Genomic DNA, 20,296 nt, shown 5'->3' with positions numbered 1-20,296 from the left:
GAAAAAATACACCTATTTTTTTGATGTTAAGTGCAGACAAGCCTTATTAATAGGTTAGAAAATCTTCAAAAACATGCTGATAATATCCTTTTGCAATGTGCAATAGGCTGTCGCGTTGGGCGGCATTTGTGGCCGGCACCGTGCTATAGCCCACGTTTCTTTTTAACATATCGTAGCTCACCGCATCCTTATCGGTTATGATCCCAAAGGTGCTATTGGAATTGTAGAAGGCCGTATGCTTCCGCTGTACCGCAAACAAATCACTTCCATATGTAAAGCGCTCAGCATCAGCTTTCACGAAATGTGCTAACGTTGGCGCAACATCCAGCTGGCTAACCACTTCGTCGATTTTCAAGCCTTTATATTCGCCTTTTAATGCGCCTCCAAATACAAAGAGCGGGATATGATAGCGTTCAGGCCTTTCCAATCCAAATTTCTCCGATGGATAGATGTGACCGTGATCCGAGGTAACAATAATGATGGTGTTTTCGTACCAAGACTGCTTTTTCGCTTCCTCCACAAAATTGAATAGCATGGAATCGGTGTAGAAACTCGTACTTCGGTATGCGTCCGCTTTTGTTTTATTCCCAAACTTATAAGAAGGTTCCAAGTGGAAGGGCTCATGATTCACCAAGGTGTAAAAGACACTGAAAAATGGCTTCTTCTCGCTGTGGAGATCCTGTAACATCTGTTTGGCGACAACGTGATCATACACGCCCCAGGAGTTTCGCATCTCCTGCAATGGAAAATCGTCATTATCCACTACTTGCTCAATTCCATGCGTAAACATATAGGATTTGAAGTTGTAGAATTCGCTTTGTCCGCCATGATAGAATGATGTTGCATACCCCAGCGAGTCGTAAATCTGTCCTATCGCGGGCAGTTTCTCGTGTTTGGGAATGTATTTGATAATACTTTCAGGCCCTTGCGCAGGAAAACCACTCATAATTGCTACCATTCCTTTGTCAGATCGATCTGCAGCAGCGTATGCACGCCTAAAGGAGACGCCTTCATCCATCAACATTTTCATACCTGGTGTTACATCCTTCTCGCCACCTAGATCTTCAAATACTTGCGCCACCATGCCTTCCAATATCACCAAAATGACGTTGGGCCTGTCAGTCGTCAATACACTTTTCGTTTTCTCTTCCGACGTTCTGACGACAGAAGAAAGCAGTGCTTCCGCATCCTTTTTCTTCATGAATGCATAAGGCGACTTTTTCGTACTTTTTGTCAGATCTTTCAAGAAAGACCAATAGGTATTCACTGCAGCATGGTTAGCGGTATTATCATCTGAAAAATAAACAGAACTTTGGTTTAGTGTTGCTCGTCCATAGCCTCCCCGAATAAAGGTGAACAAGATAATGGCCAAAAGTAAAAAAGACAGTGTTGCGGCTCGTTTCGGCAGCGGACTATAACGTGCATAGTGCACCACGACAAGGTGGTAAAAATAATGCGCACAGGCGAAAAACATTACTAGCACCAACAAGCTTTGCCAAATCATAGAAAGATCGATGGAGCTGGCCACCCCACCTATCGTATCAATACCTAACATAATGGCTCGCTTGCTTATTTTTTCACCCCAAGCTTCATACAGCGGTAGGTTACTTACGGTGATAGCCGCAAATAGAAATGTAGGAACCATGACATAGACGCGCAACCACCACCGTGAAACCGGCCGTCTAATGAAAAACTGCTGAATTGGAAAAAACAAACATGGGATAACCATGAGGTAAGAACTCAAAGACATGTCTAAAAACAGGCCATGTAAAAAAGCGTAAAACGCATCAGCTTTCTCATCAAATCGTTCCCAAACAGCGACCGTAAATACAGCCCTGTCAATAAAGCTTAATACAAGCCAATAGCCAATTAATGACACAAAGAATATCAAATTAGATCGCCAAGCGGGCCACCTTCTCATAAATCACACAATTAACACGATGTTAAAATAAAATTAACGGCAAAAATACAGTTATTCGGGAATACTAAATTGAGCCACTTGTCATTGGAGAAACATTTTATTCGGCGCATTTAACTGTTAAATGTTGGTAATTGTCTATTTTTGCTTTTCGAATCTGAAAATATAATGAGCATAGCAAAAACATACAATCCTAAAGAAGCTGAAGACAAATGGTATTCGTATTGGATGGAAAACGGTTTCTTCCGATCCACACCTGATGAACGTGAACCATACACGATAGTAATGCCGCCACCTAATGTAACAGGTGTGCTGCACATGGGACACATGTTAAACAATACCATTCAGGATGTGCTGATTCGCCGAGCACGGATGCAGGGTAAAAATGCCTGCTGGGTGCCCGGTACAGATCATGCTTCCATTGCCACCGAAACAAAAGTGGTTGCTATGTTGAAAGAGCAAGGGATAGACAAAAAATCATTGTCGAGAGAAGATTTCTTAAGCCATGCCTGGGAATGGAAAGAAAAGTATGGTGGAATTATTTTAAAACAGCTCGAAAAGTTAGGGGCTTCCTGCGATTGGGAACGCACGAAATTTACGATGGATCCCGACCTTTCCGAATCGGTAATCGATACATTCATTAAATTTTACAACGAAGGCTATATTTATCGTGGCGTTCGCATGGTGAATTGGGATCCGCAAGGACGGACAGCGTTGTCGGACGAGGAAGTCATCCGGAAAGAAGTAAACCAAAAGCTGTACTACATACGCTATAAGGTTAAGGAAAGTAATGACTATGTTATCATCGCCACGACTCGTCCAGAAACGATTATGGCGGATACAGCAATATGTATAAATCCAAATGACGAACGTTATACCCATCTTAAGGGAAAAACGGTGCTCGTGCCGCTTATCAACAGAGAGATTCCAATTATAGAAGATGAGTATGTAGAGATGGAATTCGGAACTGGATGTTTGAAGGTTACGCCTGCGCATGATTTGAATGACTATGAGCTTGGGCAAAAGCACAATCTGGAAGTTATTGATATCCTGAATGACGATGGTACATTGAACGAAAAAGCGGAAATACTCATTGGTGAAGATCGTTTCAGCGCTCGGAAGAAAGTGGCCAAGCTGCTGGAAGAAGTAGGTCAGATCGAAAAGATTGATGATTACAAATCGCAAGTAGGTTTCTCCGAACGGACAGACGCTGCCATAGAACCTAAATTATCGATGCAATGGTTTTGCAAGATGGATACTCTGGCGAAACCGGCACTGGAATACGTGGAAAATGGAACTATAAAACTCATTCCGGAGAAGTTTTTTGCATCCTACAAGCATTGGATGGAAAATGTTAAAGATTGGTGTATTTCCAGACAGCTTTGGTGGGGACAGCGCATTCCAGCTTGGTACAACGAGCGCAACGAATGGGTTGTTGCGAAGACGGAAGCAGAGGCAATACGTGCATTCGAGTCGCAAGGCAAATCGATATCGGGACTTCGGCAGGAAGATGATGTATTGGATACTTGGTTTTCCTCAGGCTTGTGGCCAATGTCTGTTTTTGATGGTGTACGAAATCCTAACAATCCAGAATTCCAGTATTATTTCCCGACCAACGATTTAGTAACAGCTCCGGAGATCTTATTCTTTTGGGTCGCGCGGATGATCATTATGGGACACGATTACACGCAGAAGCCACCATTTCGTAATGTTTATCTAACAGGTATTGTGCGCGACAAACAGGGGCGTAAGATGTCCAAGTCGCTCGGTAATTCCCCAGATCCTATCGGGCTGATGGAACAATACGGAACCGATGGCGTACGCGTAGGGATGTTGCTATCTTCCCCTGCCGGAAATGACTTGATGTTTGATGTTTCTTACTGCGAGCAGGGCCGAAACTTCGCCAATAAAATATGGAACGCATTCCGTTTGGTAAAAGGCTGGGAAACGACGGAGAGCCCAGCTACCGATGCACAGAAGAATGCAGCCAAATGGTTTGAGAGCCGTTTCAATCAAGCGGTAGCGGAAATAGAAGATCACTTCGCAAACTACCGTCTATCTGACGCGCTGATGGCCACGTATAAATTAGTGTGGGATGACTTCTGTGCCTGGTATTTGGAATTGGTAAAACCTGCTTACCAAGCACCTATCGAACGGGAGACCTTGGAAACTGCCAAATCCTTTTTCGAAAAAATTCTCACGCTTACTCATCCGTTCATGCCATTTTTGACCGAGGAATTGTGGCATGATGACCTTTTCGGCGCGCGCGAAGCTAATGACTGTGTTATTGTTGCTGCTTATCCTACGGTACAGCCTTTTGATGAAAAACTAATTGCGGAATTTGAAATTGTTCAGCAAGTGATTTCAGAAGTGCGCAGTATACGAAATAGCAAAGGTATATCGCCTAAAGTAGCCCTGCCATTGGCTATTAACGCATCCGTTATTGATTTTGGTAAATACCAAGAAAGTATTATCAAGCTAGCGAATATAGCGGAGTTCAGCTTAGTGAAGGAAAAAGTGCAGGGTGCTGTAAGCTTTTTAGCTGGTAAAAATGAATGCTACGTAGCTTTGGAAGATAATCTTGATGTAGATGCGGAAAAAGAGCGGATCAGCAAAGAAATAGCCTATCTTGAAGGGTTTTTAGTTTCAGTAGACAAAAAGCTTTCCAACGAACGGTTTGTTCAAAATGCCAAGCCTGAAATTGTGCAAAATGAGCAAAACAAACGGGCAGATGCCCAAGCTAAAATCGACATCTTAAAAGAGAGCTTAGCAAGCTTGGTCTAATATCAGTTGTAGTCGCGACGGCGATCTTTTAGCGAGACGCTTAATCAGTTTGTTCATTAACAAATTGATTAAGCGTCTTTTTATTTACCCACCTCACGTCGATCCAAACAACAGCACAAAAATCTCCCCCGATTTAAATGCGGACTATAATATCTTATGCTAAATAGAAAGCCAAAACTTCTCCATCTGCAGTTGGCTTAACTATGCAAGACATAAAGCATATTCGCCGACCAACATCGGGGATTTACCGAGAACTCCATCAAACTCGCCTACTTCCTATAGTACAGCAAGTCCATTCGCCCTACCTTTGGAGTATACAAACAGAGATAAACAATTTAAAAACAAACAATCATGAAAACGAACAACACTTTTAACTTGAACAGCGAAAACATCAGCAACGCATTCCAAACAGCATTTGATTCGATTCAACAAACCAAACTAAGCATCCGTGCAAAAACAGGAAAAGAGTACATGACCCTTCCCCTACTGATAGCCGTTATTATCGCTATCATTGTTCCTTTTGCTGCGGTGGTTGCTGTGATAATCGGTTTGGCGTTCGGAGTCAACTTTGCTTTCCAGAGAAACAGTAAGGACGCAGCAAGCAAGGTTCCGGGTGATGTAATCCAGGTAAAATAATCAATTCCATTAATCAACTAAACAACATAATAAAATGACATTAATTGCAATACTTTTTCCTTGGCTTTCCTTTTTCTTACGTGGGAAAATCTTCATTGGATTCCTTTGTTTGATCCTACAAATAACACTTATCGGCTGGCTTCCAGCAGCGATCTGGGCTGTAGCTGACCGTGTTGACGGCAAAAATAAAGCGCGCATACGTCGACTAGAACGTAGCATGTACCATTAGTGTAATCGCTATATTGGAACAATTTTTCCAACTTATTATAAAAAAAATTTGCAACATATGGCGCGCTTGCTTATTTTTGACGCGATAAAAATGGTTTAACCCCTCTAAAAGACGAAGAAGATGTTTGTAATTACATTAACCCGGCCACAGTCAGCAGCAAATAAATTTGCTGAGACGCCTCTTCGTGCTTTATTCCTTTCTTAAGAAATTTCCAATCCGAAATATAATAAAGCCCGAAGATGATTCGGGCTTTTATTTTATTGTATCATAAACCTTCGAAGCGAAAACAGCTGTTGTGATCTTCTGCTTCTCGTAAACCACCATCACGCTTCCTCGGACAAATAATCCAATAAGGCACCTCCCGAATATCGTAAACAAAACTACATCTGCTACTAAGCGGATGATTTTGATGCAAAATAATTTAATGAAAGAGAATACAAACAACTTCTCCCAATTAAGGTGAAAAATGGCTTTTCTTAGAGTTTGTATAGAAAATAAACAACGCAATTGACTGAGAATATAATAAGGGGATAGAACAAACACATTTTACGTTATATAAACATATAATACAAAAAACATAAAAACATATTTTCAAAAGAAAATAATATGCTATATTTGCGAATATTAAAATGCAAAAATTATGAATTTTATGAAAAAATACAATAATCTATTTTACAGCACTGTTCTTTATTTTTCTTAGTTGCAATAGGAAAAACGATATTGAAAGTGTTGAAGATACTGCTGAAAATAAGTCAACAGAAAAAATCAATGTAAGAACAAATAAAGAAATTATTTCTGCTGTTCAAAGTATTCTTAAAGGGAATAATTCATTAAACAATAAGGCTTCATCAACTAAATCCGGTTCAAATTCTTTAGAAATAATTGCGCTTACGACAGAATTACTAGATTATAAAATGGATCATATTGACACACTTTTGTTTTCTGTTAAAGATAAAAACAGTAAAAAGAATATGCTGATTTCTGCAAATATTAATTGCGAGCCTATTCTTGCGATTCTTGATGAAACCAATGAGTCTTTTGAGAGTACATTAAATATAAAAGATTTAGATAACCCGTTAACACCTTTTCTTTTAAGTGCCATAAAATATAATGAAGACCCAACCTATTTTGATGATCATCAACAAGCTGAAAAAACCTCATATTCGTTTAATAAAAAAGCCGCTGTTGGAGGTCTGGGTCGAAATGGAAAAGTCATAGCCTCGGAAATACATCCACGGGTACAGGTGCAGTGGGGGCAGTCAGAAGATCCTTATACACGATATACACCGAATAATTGGCACGCAGGGTGTGTTGCAACAGTAATAGCACAGGCCATGTCTGTTACCAGGCATATTGGCGAGTTTAATCGTATTCCTTTGAATTGGGACAAATTAATAAAGATGAAAAATTCCAATTACAGAAATCAATACCCTGAGGAAGCAAATACAATAGGTCTGCTAATGCGAGAAATTGGGCGTGCTGTGAACATGGACTATGGTGCTCAAGGTAGTGGAGCAAGAACCAAGCTTGGAGTAGAAATACTAGAAATTGGAAAGCAGTTTTATTCCTTGAATAACAAAGGCGCTATTAAGCTTATCTTAGATGAAAGCCCTAATAATATCATTATCATTTCGTCACGAGACGAAAAATCCTCTTGGATAGGCGTTCCGAGGGGAACAGGACATGCGTATATTGTTGATGGCTACCAGCTTTTTACCGATGGAACTGATCTTATGCATGTTAATTATGGATGGGATCGTGGTAGATATAACGGATATTATTCAACTAGAATTTGGGCTCCTTATTTTACGGATGACGCACCAGCCAAATTCCCACACAAATGGGAATTCTTCTGTATAAGAAAACGTTTTTAAAACTTTAAAAAAAATTGACATGAAAGGATTAACGTATACAATCTTATTAATTTTTTTCGCTAGCCTGTTTTTTAGTTCCTGTAAAAAATTAGATGGCATAGGTATCGCTCCTGGCTTTGATTCAGGGCCACATCTCTTTACACATGAAATTAAGGATACAATATTAATTTCTAAAAATAATATAAAATGGTCACTTGATAGGATTACAGTTGATGGAATAGATGATTATATTTTAGAAAAAAATAATCATCTAAAATATTATAGAAAAGAAGCCAATCCAAACTCTGACAGTAATTTAGGTGAAATATATAAAATTGAAAATAATTGGTTTGTTATAGAAAAAATGGACGACAAGCATATTCACGTTTTACTCAAGGAAAATAATGTTGAAAAGGAGAGGACATTTACAATAACTTGTTTTGCTGGAAACGCAAATACAAAAATAACCGTGATTCAAAAAAATAAATAGCTTATTCAGGGAACAAACAAACTTCATATAGATTTCTGAAACGGCAAAAATTTCAAAGAACTGTAGGGCGACTGCCCTACAGTTTAGCCATTTATAGAAGCTCCGTATCGCGCACGGCCACCTTGGTCCAGTACTTACTGTATTTATCGATCGCTGACAGATGATCAGGATGTTTTTCGTAAGTATCGATATCATCTAAACTTGCAAAAATCACAATAAGGCTATACTGGAACGAGTTGTCAACCACATCCCGAGGGGTGGTAGGGGCTGGTTTACCAACGTTAAAGCTATGGATGCCCGGTACGTTTTTTAATGCCTCGAAAAAGTTCAGGAAATCCTTTTCCTCTGCGTCGGATAGGCCATCCTTAAGCCAAAAATATACCGTATGAACAATGTGGCCCGCCGTAAGCTCGTGGCCCGCGGCACCGCTTGCAGATGTACATGATGTTAGTACCGTCGCTGATGTTCCGGCAACAGCAACAGATTTTAAAAAGTTTCGCCTTTCCATATAGGTATCAATTATTTGTAAACAACATTAGCGTACCTCAAGGTACTAAAATATCTTCTATCCTTAAAACGCTTACTTGGAGTTATGCAAAAATAAAAATGGACACACTTTCAGAAAAATATCAGCTAAAATATGCTATCCATAAAAAAACGCAGTAGCGCATTTGAGGGCGCTGCCGCACCCGCCAATGCATTACTGCGACGAATAGATAACGCGTTATTTAAAAAATTACGGATCTACTCTTACGAAGTTACCATCTTGACCGAAAACAAGGTCTATATCTTGCCTTACCAAGTCAACGTCGAAGCCTGCAGGAACTTTTTCTATACCATTGATAGGATTGCCACTGTAATTGTCTTCGACATAAGCAACGATCTGCGGCAGGATGAAACTTGTAGGTATGGAAACTCCGTCCTCGCCATCTACCTCTGTCCACTCTCCGCTGTTGTTGAAATCAACCTCTGTCCTATTGGATAAATGTACGGAATAGTTATTTGTCTCCTTTTCGATGCGGGTAACGTTTACACCCGCAAAATGCGTTGCCAAGAAGTCACGCGACGCCTGCGGCAATTCTGTTTCTCCGATTACTTTGTCATCATCGCATGACATCGCTGAAAAAGAAACAGCTGCAAGAAATGCCAGTTTTAAAATTTGAGTTTTCATTTTGTATGTAATATAGTGTTATATAGATTAATCGTCGAATCTTAGAAATTTGCCTTGTCGGCTAAATTCCAGTTCAAGTGCATTTGATATCTTGACTTTATACAGCAAGCCTTTTTTCTTCATGCTGGTGACAAATGTATCAGGAAAACTTTTCTTCAAATACTGCATAATATTTTTAGGTACGACCGGTAGCGGGACAGCTTTATTCTTCATCTTTACTTCCAGCCAGTCACCTTGCGATGCAAATTCAATCTTTGATCCATCTTTGAGTACGACTTCATATTCTGTGCCGAAAAAATAGGGATTGTCCACGCTTATCTTGACAATATCATCATGTGAAAAGTAAGCTTCAAAAAACTGTTGTGCCTTTTGTGGCAACTTGCTAAACGGGATCGGTTTATCTGCCGCCCGAACCGTCGCCAGATACGGCAACATTATTAGCATAGCTATCCAAATTTTCTTAAGGTTCATCCTATGTATGTTTATCTAAAGACAAAATTAGTATGCCATATAGGAAACATTTAGGAATGCATTGCTAAAACAAAAAAATTATTCAGCATTCTGCACGTATGAATTACTGATAGTAAATATATGTTTCTCGGCAGAGAATTGGTAGTCGACGTCTAGCGACGCATAACCATCCGCGATAGACTTCACAATGGCTAGCCCCAAACCATTGGACCGCGTATCCTGCGTGCCCTTATAAAATCGTCGAAACACTTTATTGCTATCTAAGGGTTGTAATGAGCCGGTATTTGCTACGGAAAGCCGTTGCGATTGAAACACAATAGAAATAGTCCCCCCTTCGTAATTATGACGGATAGCATTGCGCAGCAGATTAGAAATCAAGACGACAGCGAGCCCATTGTTAACCCTAGCTTCGAATACGCCCTGTTCCACACATTCCACACGGATATTTTTAAAGGCGATCAGGTCTGAAAGATCTTCTAGGAGACCCTGCGTTAATGTATTGAAGTTTATAATTTCTACCTCTGCGTATTGCCTATTTTCTATACGCGACAGCATCAATAGCGCCTTATTTAAGTTGACTAAACGCCTTAAGGATAACTTAGAATCTTCTAATTGCGTAAGTTGGCCTCCAGAAAGCGTCTCATCCTCCATCAATAATTCGAGTTTATTTATCGTAATCGCAAGTGGGGTTTGCAGTTCATGGGCAGCATTCTCAATAAACCTCTTTTGCTCCATAAAAACGTCTTCATTTCGCTTCCACATGCGTTGGATTTCATCCTCCAGGTTATTGAACTCAGATATATTGGTATGCACAGGTTGGAGATTTTCCTTTTTACCAAACCGATAATGTTTTAGATTATCTAATATGGTATGAAACGGTTTCCAAGCTTTGCGCAGTACCGACTCATGGATTAAGTACATTCCTAATACGAGGACAAGATATAGAACAAGCAAAGCACTTGTCAAATCATAAATTAAGTCATCTTCCTCAACTGTTGACGTTCTTATCTCTAGATGGTATGGTTTCCGATCGGCTGCATAAAAGCCTGTGCGTAATAAACGATAAGGTTCTTGCTCATCATCATAAGGCATATAAAAAAACACGCTGGACAGCCGGTTGTCCTCAAAGAAGCTCAAGCTGTCCGTCACCGGCAGGATCCGAAATTGAGCGATGCCAAAGTCAGTTGTTTCTAAAAGTTCTGGATACTTATATACTTCGCGAAGGATTTCAATTTTTTGGTTTTTGAGACCATCGTCAACATTATCGTAAACTTCATCTAGGATATATGCATAAAAGCATGCCGCCCAAACGGAGATAATAACGAAAAAGGTTATGCTTAGGTAGCGTAATGTGTAGTTTTTTAAGGAGATCTGCATAGCTAGACCAATTTATATCCAACGCCGTATACCGCTTGAAAATCAATTTCGGCTTTACTGTCTTTGAGCTTCTTTCGCAAATTCTTAATTTGCGAATAGATGAAGTCGAGGCTGTCGGCTTGGTCAGCATCATCGCCCCAAACAGCTTCCGCTAATGAAGTTTTAGGAACAAGCTTTTCTGGGCGAATCATAAAATAATACAATAAGTCATACTCCTTCCTATTTAACAACACTTCACTTCCGTTGACCATAAGTTTTCGATCTTCAGGGTAAAGGCGCACATTTTTAAACGCCAGGGCAGCATCACTTCGGTTATGCTGATTGTTCCTCCGTATCACCGTCTTAACGCGGGCAAGTAGTTCCGACAAATGAAATGGCTTCGCTAGATAATCGTCAGCGCCAAGTTCTAGCCCCTGCACCTTATCTTCTACCGAGTCTTTCGCCGAGACGATAATAACAGAATCACTTTTATCGAGCTCACGTAGTTTACTTAGAAGCTGCATCCCTGAACCGCCCGGTAGCATTACATCAAGCAATATACAGTCATAACTGTAGCTCGATATCTTTGCTAGACCGCTTTCGTAATCTGTTGCTATTTCTACGATATACAGCTCGCGCTCCAGAAATGATTTTATGACATGGCGTAATTCCGGCTCGTCTTCAACAATCAGTATTTTCATGCTTGTAACTAAACTACAATATTAAACGGAGATTCTGGAAAGATTTTGGAGAATGTCTTTTGAGAAAAAATCCAAATTGTAGATTTACGGCACAAAACATGCTAGAACATCTCTAAAATTCAGCTTCGTTAATCGTGTATAAGCGGTAAATAATTTGTAGTAACCTAAACATTTACGCTGATTTTACGTTTCTTAGTTAGAATTTTATTTATCGAATACCTTCATTTTATAAAGATTTTGCTTTGAATCGATTCGGAAGAATAGCACTTAAAACCATCCTGTGGATTATCGGCAGTGTAATTGCCCTTTTATTACTAATCATTTTCCTCATCCGGATACCTGCCGTTCAAAACTATGTGGTAGGCAAGGTGACGAACTACTTAGAAAATAAAATAGGTACACCTGTTGACATTGGCTATGTGAATATCACCTTTCCTAAAAAGCTTGTATTAGAGAATGTCTATTTTGAAGATCAGACGAAAGACACACTAATCGCAGGAGAAAAGCTCCTCGTGGACATTAATATGTTGAAGCTTCTGAAAAATACGGTGGAAATAGAGGAGCTTGAGCTAGAAGGCATAACTGCAAAAATCAGACGTACGCTTCCGGACAGTAGCTTTAACTTTGACTACATTATGCAGGCGTTCACGTCGGAGAAAGAAAGTACCACGGCGTCTGATACATCATCAGCACTTGTGTTCAATATAGAGGACGTTTTATTTAAACGCATTCATTTCGTGTATGATGATCAGGTTATTGGAACCAGTGCGGATATACGCTTAAATCATTTCGATACCCGCGTCAAGAAATTCGAATTGACTAATAATATGGCTTTCTCAATGCCTGATATCAAGATAGATGGCCTCACGGCGCTAGTGAAGCAATGGCAACCTGTATCTGATGCTGAGGCTCCTAGTGTTGCCGATTTAGGTATAGCAGATACATCTGCACAAACCAGTAGCCTTTTACCTGACGTAGACATTAAAAATATTGACCTTTCGAATATCCTGGTGCAGTATGCGGATGAGTCGTCAAAAATGGACACTAAATTTGATATCAAGCGCTTGAATGCGAATATTAAAGAGCTTGATCTAAATAAAGAGATTGTACGTCTTGAAGAAGTAGCTTTAGATGAGTCAGACTCACAGATCCTTTTCGGAAAAACGAATACAGTAGCTTCTGCGTCGCAAACGCCCACAGATACCACCGCCGCCCCAGCCAGTAGTATGAACTGGGTTGTCTCTGCCGATAGACTTATCATCAACAAAACCAACGTATGGTTTAAAGACGATAACCAACCACGAATGAAAGGCTTTGATTACGGAAATATCAAGATTACAAATTTCTTAGGTGATCTAGAAGATCTATACTATTCTGCCGATTCTATCTCAGGTTCGCTACAAAACTTGAGTATGAAAGACCATTCTGGTTTTACGATCAAAAAACTGGAGGCAGACTTTGTGTATGGCAGCAAAGGAGCCGAAATAAAGAATCTGATAGCACAGACACCATATACTACCATTCGAGATTACGTAAAAATAAGCTATCCATCATTAGATGCGATTTCCAGCAATCCAAATTTGGTCGATATCGACGCTAAAATTCGTAAAACGACGATCGATATGCGCGACATACGCTATTTCGTGCCAGACCTCGATACGATGGAAGTAATGAAACCTTTATTAGCCAGATCATTTTATATCGATGGTAGCGTGCGAGGCAAGATGGATAACCTCACCATCCCTAACATCGAGTTTAAAACGTTGGATCGCACGCATCTTCAGGCTAGTGCAACGATAAAGGGCCTACCTGATATGGAGAAGCTGGATATCGATTTGAAACTGCGGAAATTCACCACCAGCAGGTTCGATATTGAGCGGTTGGTTTCTAAATCTATGCTACCAGACAGCATACAGCTTCCAAATGCGATTAGCTTGTCTGGCACTTTTAAAGGGGGCATGAAAGGGTTTGATACGAATCTAAGCTTAGTGACGGAAAAAGGAAACGCCACCGTCAATGGAAAAATGGCGATGGGAAGAGATACGACCTACGATGCTTACGTTTCCGTAGACAATTTCAATATTGGTAACATTCTGAATCAAGATTCCGTATTGGGTATTATTTCTGTAGAGGCTAAGGTACAAGGCCGCGGCATTGATCCAAAAACGATGAATGCGAAAGTAGAGGGTAACCTGAATCAACTTGATGCAATGGGCTACACCTATAGAAACATTAAACTCGATGCACAGGCAAACGGCGGCGATATAGCTGGAAGTTTAGTTAGCCCAGATCCTAATATACAACTAAACATGGATTTTGCGGCCGACATGCGTGGTGCGTATCCGAAGGTACAAGCTACCTTAATGGTTGACAGCATTAACCTTCAAAATCTGAAGTTAATGGATCAGGATTTCCGGTATCATGGTAAAATTGTAGCGGATTTCGAGACTGCTGATCCAGATTTCCTAAACGGATCACTTATCGTATCGAACTCATCCATCGCCTACGAGAATGATCGCTATACGCTAGATACTATTGCTTTGCGGGCTATGGCCGACACAAATAGGAACACGATTCTGCTACGCTCAGAATTTTTGAATGCGCACTTGGTGGGAAAATACAGATTAACAGAGCTCGGTGCCTCTATACAAGATATCGTTCGCATGTACTATAATCCAACGAACGAACAGCCTACCACATTGGCCTACGACCCACAAAGTTTTGAATTTAGCGCGACATTGAATAACTCTAGGTTTATCCGGGAGTTTCTGCCGGAGCTGGAAGAAATGCGCGACGTAACTTTGGATGGTACGTTCAACAGTGCATCGAAAAGTTTTATGGCCAAGCTTATTGCTCCGAAGATATTGTATGGGGGCACGCTGGTAGAAAATGTGGGTGTAGACCTGATCACCGCCGATAGCACCCTATACTACTCTGCTTTAATAAATAGAATTAAAGTCGGCAGCATAGAACTTACAAATACTGTAGCAAGCGGAAGTGTTGTTGAAAACAATGTCGATTTCGGGCTTTGGATAAAAGATAAGGTTGGCAAAGAGCAGTATCACTTGGGTGCAGGCGTACAGATAGCGAACAATAATTTTATGTTGCACCTGAAAGAAGACGGCCTTAAACTGAATTATGAAGACTGGCAAATTGACACCGCTAACCAAATCAGCTTTGGTACACAGGGTCTTCGCGCTGAAAACTTCCGACTGTCCAATAATGGTCAAGAATTTCTTATCCAATCCAAGGATAGCACGACAAATGCCCCTATTGATTTGACGTTTAATAACTTCCGAATTGAGACTTTGACACAAATTGTGGAATCAGAATCATTGGATTTGGGAGGCGGTATTAACGGTACCGCAACGGTCTCTCGATTGGAAAGTAGTCCCGTATTCGTCTCTGATCTGACTATCGACAAATTCTATTTCGGAAAAGACACCGTGGGTAACGTCGCTATCCATGTAAACAATGTTCAGGAAAACACGTTCGCGGCAGATGTTAAGATTACTGAAAATGGTAATGATGTACAGCTGACTGGTAATTTTATAAGTCCACCGGACGGACCATCCACTATAGATGCCAAGGTAGCCTTGAAACCGATGAAGATGACCACGATCCAGGCATTCAGCTTGGGTTACATTGAAGACGCTTCAGGCGACTTAGTGGGCGATATCAATATCAGCGGGACGCTTGATGCACCAAAAATTAATGGCGCCCTTACATTCCAGCAAGCGAAAATGAACATCGCGATGCTTAATGCGGACCTATCCATGGACAACCAATCGATTCGCTTCAATGAACAAGGTATACAGTTCAGACAATTTGAAATACGTGATGCGAAAAACAATACAGCCCGTATAAATGGTGCAGTACGCACGACCAATTACAGCGACTTTGCGTTTAACCTCAACTTGGTTATGGATGACTTTGAGGCGATGAATTCTACGGCGGAGGACAACGATATGTTTTACGGAAAAATGTATCTCACCACAAATCTACGTGTAACAGGTGACATGAACAGCCCTCGCGTTGATGGAAGCATTCGCACGAATGATAAGACAGATTTTTACTTCGTGGTGCCAAATGAAAATCCAGGCGTGGCAGAGCGGGACGGTGTAGTCAAGTTTGTGAATCGTAGTGATTCCTCAAGCAGAAATATTTTCGCCCAATTGGACTCATTAACTACGGCGCCGGCGGCTCTTACAGGTATGGATATTAGCCTAAAATTGCAAACCGATCCCGAAGCTCGTTTTACTGTAGTCTTAGATCCGGGCACGCAAGATGAGTTACATATTCAAGGTATAGCAGAATTAACAGCAGCTATTGATGCCAGTGAGAAGATCACTATGTCCGGTACGTACACCATTGAAAAGGGCGATTACACCGTTCCTTTGGGTCCCCTATCAAGAAGATTCACCTTCCAAAAAGGTAGTGTGATTACCTGGGCTGGCGATCCGTTGGATGCCAACATGAATATCACCGCGGTGTACACCAATCGGTTCCCTACCCTAGAACTCGTGCAATCTCAGGTTAATCCACAGGCACAAAATCTATATCGGCAGCGGATCCCATTCAATGTATTATTGAAACTATCCGGAGCACTCTTTAAACCGGATCTCAGTTTCGACATTCAGTTAGATGAAAACACCTCTATGGTACCGCAAGATGTCACCAACAACGTGAATATTGCCTTGGCAAATATGCGTAATGATCCTGCAGAATTGAACAAACAAGTATTCTTTCTGATCGCTTTGGGCAGATTTATGTCGGCCAATCCTTTTGAGAGTTTGTCTGGTGGAGGCGGTGTCGAGGGTGCGGCACGGAGCACATTGAGTAACTTCCTGACCGGCCAGTTGAATAACCTCACCTCTGACTTAATTCGTGGGGTAGACATCGACTTTAACTTACAGTCCGAACAAGACTACCTCACTGGAAGTGCACAGAACCGTACGGACCTCAACGTAGGTATCTCCAGAGGATTGTTCGACGATCGTTTAAAGGTAACCGTAGGATCAAACTTCGAGGTAGAAGGTAATGCACGACCAGGCGAGAAAACTTCGAATATCGCAGGCGATGTCTCGTTAGAATACCGCTTATCACAGGATGGCAGATATATTGGGCGCGTGTACCGGAACAATCAGTATCAACCTACCCTTCAGGGGCAATTTATAGAGACGGGCATCGGTTTGGTTGCCAACTTGACTTACGATAAGTTTCGTGAAATCTTTATGAGCTCGCGTGCTATTGACAGGTACTACAACAGGGATAGCCCGAATTTCCGGAAGCGTTTTGATGTCGATAGATTAGATGTTGATTCGGCTTACAGAGATAGCGTAAGAACATTGATACAGGATAGTCTGGAACGTCGTCAGAACAGAAGTGGTCGTGACACGGCTTCACGGGGACAAGCATCGAGACAAGATAGCGTTAAAGGCAACGGAGTAACCAGCTTCCGTCAGCGACCACGCAGCAAACAAGATACAATAAAAAGAAAAGACAATACTGCTATTAGAAATGAGGAAGAAGAAAGGGAGTCCAATGAAAAGTAACCACATAGTATCGGCGAGCGCACTACTGCTGATATTAGCGAGTTGTAATGCGACCAAGCATATAGCCGATGGGGAACACCTTTTCGAAGAAGCTACTGTAAATATTCAAAACGACACGTTAGACAAAGACCGAAAAGAGCTATTTGAAAGTCGCCTACAAAGCTTTGTACGTCCAGAGCCTACGTCAAATCTTAAAGTAGCTTTGTGGAATATGGGGGGTGGCCCCGACACTACAGTAGGATTTATCAAGCGATGGATTAAGCGCCAAGGAAAAGCACCTGTACTGCTTAGCGAGGTCAATCAAGAATACAATGAAAACCTTTTGCGTAACCGATTGGAAAACTTCGGATTCTTTCAGGCCCAAGTAACGTCTGACACGATTATCAATGGCAAAAAGGCGACCGTACAATTTGATGCAATGCCTGGACCAGGGTATAAAATTCGGAATGTACAATATGACGTTGACTCTACTAAACAATGGGGTAGAGATATGGCAGAAACCAAAGATCAATCACTGTTACGCCGAGGCAATAATTACAACCTCGATGTCGTAATTAACGAAAGGGAGCGTATCGATGTGGTCATGAAGAACAAGGGCTACTATTATTTCAACGCAGACCACATGCTGTTGGATGTAGACAGTACGGTAGGTACACATCAGGTAGATATGTACATGACCGTCAAGCCTGAAACCCCAGAACGGGCAAAACAACCACAGCGTATCGGGAAAATAATTGTGTTCCCGGATTACACGCAGTCTGCCGAAGGTTACTCGCGTGAAATACCGGCAGGGACGGAAGCCTATCAAGGGGAATATTATATCTACGACCCCAATAATAAGTTTCGGAATAAAGTATTGGCCAACCATCTTTTCTTTCACAAGGGAGAAATGTACAATCGTGAGGATCATAACATGACCATTAATCATTTGGTTAATATGAATACGTTTCAGTTTGTCAAAAACGACTTTGTAGACAGTCAGGATTCAGCCAATACCATGGACGTATACTATTACCTTACGCCGATGAAACCAAGGACGTTGCGTACGGAATTAATCGCCAAAACGGCTACAGTATATGATGGGATCGAGGGAAACGTCAACTGGAGCCTCAAAAATGCTTTTAAAGGATTTGAAACGCTTACACTAACTGCTTTTGCTGGGTTTGAAACGCAATCTGGCGGCGGGGTAGCGCTAAACTCCAACTTTATTCGCTACGGGGCGGAAGCTTCCATCAGTTGGCCAAGGCTGCTTTCTCCTTACAAATGGGCCCCATCTCGTAAGTTTATTCCACGTACCTTCGCTAGCTTACGTTATGAATTTTTGGATCGCCGCACAGCTTACACCCTCAATTCTATGACTTTTAATTTTGGGTATTCCTGGAAAGAAAATGAGCGCAAAGTGCACGATCTGACGGTAGCAGAAATTATTTATGCACAGCCAAGAAATGTAACCGAAGCCTATCAAGAGCAAATTCGAAATTTTCCGACGCTCGGGCACATTATTGAACCGCAATTCTCCTTCGGACCAAACTACGTGTACACATTTCAAAACAATATGGAAGACCGTAAACACACCTTCTTTGTACGTAGTGCGCTAAATACTTCAGGAAATGTTTTAGGACTAATACAAGGAGCCGACGCTTCTGCTGATAATCCAGAATACTTGTTTGGCACGCGTTACGCGCAATTCGTTCGTGGGGAAGCAGACTTCCGCCATTACTGGAAACTCTCTACTAATACGATGCTGGTTTCGCGTGCGATGATTGGCGTCAGTCACTCGTACGGAAACTCCACACAACTACCCTACTTAAAGCAATTCTTTTCAGGTGGACCAAATGGTATGCGTGCTTTCCGCGCTCGCTCCGTAGGTCCCGGCCTAACGAACGTAGCAGATTTAGGGATTGACGAGTTTTTCGCGGATCAAACTGGCGATTTTAAATTAGAGTTGAATGCGGAGTATCGTGCACCTATATCAGGTATTTTCAAATGGGCTGCATTTGTGGACGCCGGCAACGTGTGGTTGCAACGTCGGGATGAGAACAGACCAGGTGCTGAACTGACCAGTCGTTTCTACGAACAACTTGCCGTAGGTGGTGGGTTAGGCTTACGTGTTGACATTGATTTTCTAGTCATTCGTACCGATTTAGCTATACCATTCCGTGTGCCGCACGTTCAAACAAACAATGGTTGGGTATTCAATGCTATCGACTTCGGCGATCGCGAATGGAGAAATCGTAACCTTGTTTTCAATTTGGCTATTGGATATCCTTTCTAGAAAAAAGAAAAGATCTGTATATAACAAACACCTTCCTAGCATATAACAGGAAGGTGTTTTTTTTTATTTAAAGTCTTTTACGGGGATTTGATTTATGTTCGAAACTTATTCTAAATAGCACAAACATCTTGAGCCGCAGGTTCGTTTTACAGCAAATTTTAGTATATTTAGCTACATATCAGTTCTTACCATAAAATCCAACAAACATGAAAATTACAGTTATAGGAGCAGGTGCCGTTGGCGCAACCACGGCAGACAATTTAGTAAGGAGAAACATTGCCGAGGAGATTATTCTTTTAGATATCAAAGAAGGAGTTGCTGAAGGCAAAGCGCAGGATATGATGCAAACATCAGCCCTCTTAGGATTTGATAGCAAAATAAAAGGCGTCACCAATGACTATCTTCAAACGGCAGGCTCGGCCGTGGCCGTAATAACTTCTGGCATTCCGCGCAAACCCGGAATGACACGCGAAGAGCTCATCGGTACAAATGCAGGAATCGTAAAAACTGTCGTCGAGAATTTGTTAGAATATTCTCCCGACATCATTATATTGGTGGTATCCAACCCCATGGATACCATGACCTATTTAGCCCTCAAATCAAGTGGTCTGCCAAAAAATAGAATCATTGGTATGGGCGGGGCACTAGATTCGGCTCGCTTCAAGTTTCAACTTTCCGAAAAATTGAATGCTTCAGCAAATGATCTCAATGCCATCGTTATTGGTGGACATGGTGACACGACCATGATTCCTTTGATAAAGCATGCCACGTGGAACAGCATTCCCGTTAGCCATTTCCTTACGGAAGAAGAGCAGGAAGACGTCGTCAAAAAGACGATGGTGGGCGGAGCAACACTC

14 protein-coding genes are annotated in these 20,296 nt (G+C 41.4%); 8 read left to right on the top strand and 6 right to left on the bottom strand.

All coding sequences use genetic code 11. The features are described 5' to 3' along the window. Positions 1-46: 46 nt before the first annotated feature. Complete coding sequence (locus DI53_RS12790) at positions 47-1,921, bottom strand: LTA synthase family protein (RefSeq protein WP_052072391.1); 1,875 nt, start codon at positions 1,919-1,921, stop codon at positions 47-49. Between the two features lie 165 nt (positions 1,922-2,086). Between DI53_RS12790 and DI53_RS12785 the strand changes: the two genes are divergently transcribed. The 5 genes from DI53_RS12785 to DI53_RS12760 all read left to right on the top strand — a co-directional run bounded on the left by DI53_RS12785 (position 2,087) and on the right by DI53_RS12760 (position 7,910). After that, complete coding sequence (locus DI53_RS12785; protein ID WP_037500118.1) at positions 2,087-4,702, top strand: valine--tRNA ligase; 2,616 nt, start codon at positions 2,087-2,089, stop codon at positions 4,700-4,702. Positions 4,703-5,053: 351 nt separating this feature from the next. After that, the gene (locus tag DI53_RS12780) at positions 5,054-5,338 is read left to right on the top strand and encodes a DUF4342 domain-containing protein (RefSeq protein ID WP_037500115.1); all 285 of its coding nucleotides are present in this window, start codon (positions 5,054-5,056) and stop codon (positions 5,336-5,338) included. Positions 5,339-5,372: 34 nt separating this feature from the next. Then, positions 5,373-5,567 carry a YqaE/Pmp3 family membrane protein gene (locus tag DI53_RS12775; RefSeq protein WP_037500112.1) on the top strand — a complete coding sequence of 65 codons (195 nt, stop codon included), beginning with the start codon at positions 5,373-5,375 and terminating at the stop codon, positions 5,565-5,567. Between the two features lie 914 nt (positions 5,568-6,481). Further along, positions 6,482-7,441, top strand: a complete 960-nt coding sequence (locus DI53_RS12765) for a C10 family peptidase (RefSeq protein WP_037500107.1) — start codon at positions 6,482-6,484, stop codon at positions 7,439-7,441. 19 nt (positions 7,442-7,460) lie between these two features. Continuing rightward, positions 7,461-7,910: a BACON domain-containing protein gene (locus DI53_RS12760; RefSeq protein ID WP_037500104.1), complete on the top strand. Its 450-nt coding sequence runs from the start codon at positions 7,461-7,463 to the stop codon at positions 7,908-7,910. Between the two features lie 91 nt (positions 7,911-8,001). Here the strand turns inward: DI53_RS12760 and DI53_RS12755 are convergent, their stop codons facing one another. The 5 genes from DI53_RS12755 to DI53_RS12735 form a co-directional block, all read right to left on the bottom strand. Continuing rightward, on the bottom strand, positions 8,002-8,418 hold the full coding sequence (locus DI53_RS12755) for a Dabb family protein (protein ID WP_037500101.1): 417 nt from the start codon (positions 8,416-8,418) through the stop codon (positions 8,002-8,004). A gap of 228 nt (positions 8,419-8,646) precedes the next feature. Beyond that, entirely contained in the window at positions 8,647-9,081 is a 435-nt protein-coding gene (locus DI53_RS12750; RefSeq protein WP_037500099.1) for a PepSY-like domain-containing protein, read from the bottom strand. A 27-nt stretch (positions 9,082-9,108) separates the two neighbouring features. Then, positions 9,109-9,552: a PepSY-like domain-containing protein gene (locus DI53_RS12745; protein ID WP_037500097.1), complete on the bottom strand. Its 444-nt coding sequence runs from the start codon at positions 9,550-9,552 to the stop codon at positions 9,109-9,111. Positions 9,553-9,630: 78 nt separating this feature from the next. Then, complete coding sequence (locus DI53_RS12740) at positions 9,631-10,929, bottom strand: sensor histidine kinase (RefSeq protein WP_037500096.1); 1,299 nt, start codon at positions 10,927-10,929, stop codon at positions 9,631-9,633. A gap of 2 nt (positions 10,930-10,931) precedes the next feature. Next, positions 10,932-11,609, bottom strand: a complete 678-nt coding sequence (locus DI53_RS12735; RefSeq protein ID WP_037500093.1) for a response regulator transcription factor — start codon at positions 11,607-11,609, stop codon at positions 10,932-10,934. Positions 11,610-11,851: 242 nt separating this feature from the next. Here DI53_RS12735 and DI53_RS12730 point away from each other — a divergent pair, with 242 nt between their 5' ends. The 3 genes from DI53_RS12730 to DI53_RS12720 form a co-directional block, all read left to right on the top strand. Next, on the top strand, positions 11,852-17,164 hold the full coding sequence (locus tag DI53_RS12730) for a translocation/assembly module TamB domain-containing protein (protein ID WP_037500090.1): 5,313 nt from the start codon (positions 11,852-11,854) through the stop codon (positions 17,162-17,164). After that, positions 17,154-19,439, top strand: a complete 2,286-nt coding sequence (tamL, locus tag DI53_RS12725; protein ID WP_241462423.1) for a translocation and assembly module lipoprotein TamL — start codon at positions 17,154-17,156, stop codon at positions 19,437-19,439. The genes DI53_RS12730 and tamL overlap by 11 nt, the downstream gene beginning before the upstream one ends. Before the next feature lie 206 nt (positions 19,440-19,645). After that, positions 19,646-20,296, top strand: a 651-nt coding sequence (locus DI53_RS12720) for a lactate/malate family dehydrogenase (protein WP_037500083.1), incomplete at its 3' end; no start/stop codon positions are given.

Origin of the sequence: Sphingobacterium deserti (assembly GCF_000757725.1) — a bacterium.
GTDB lineage: Bacteria > Bacteroidota > Bacteroidia > Sphingobacteriales > Sphingobacteriaceae > Sphingobacterium > Sphingobacterium deserti.
The sequence above is the reverse complement of the archived record's forward strand: the minus strand, read 5'-3'. Positions and strand labels throughout refer to the sequence as shown.